This window comes from Paraburkholderia sp. SIMBA_053 (assembly GCF_046534895.1).
In the GTDB taxonomy this organism is placed as follows: Bacteria; Pseudomonadota; Gammaproteobacteria; order Burkholderiales; family Burkholderiaceae; genus Paraburkholderia; species Paraburkholderia caledonica.
Genome location: NZ_JAWRXU010000522.1, coordinates 1 through 279, shown reverse-complemented (window position 1 = coordinate 279; position 279 = coordinate 1). Strand labels below are relative to the sequence as shown.

The 279-nt window shown below is 59.9% G+C and carries 1 pseudogene; it reads left to right on the top strand.

Annotation, left to right across the window (positions count from 1 at the left end):
- Positions 1–279 (top strand): annotated as a pseudogene (locus SB753_RS36695) (2,4,6-trichlorophenol monooxygenase); the annotation flags it as partial.

Genomic DNA, 279 nt, shown 5'->3' with positions numbered 1-279 from the left:
GACCAATGGAACGATGCAACGCTTAATCCGTGGTTTGAACGCCTGAACAGCGGCCCCGTTGGCAAGCCGCATGACCGCGTGCAGATCGGCCGTGTGATTCGCGACCTGTTCCTGACGGACTGGGGCAGCCGCCTGTTCGTTTTCGAAAACTTCAACGGTACGCCGTTGCAAGCCATTCGCACCCTCACCATGCAACGCGCCGAATTCTCGGGGTCGGGCCCGTACGCAAAGCTCGCTCGCAAGGTTTGCGGAATCGAGCTGGAATCCGATGCCAACAGC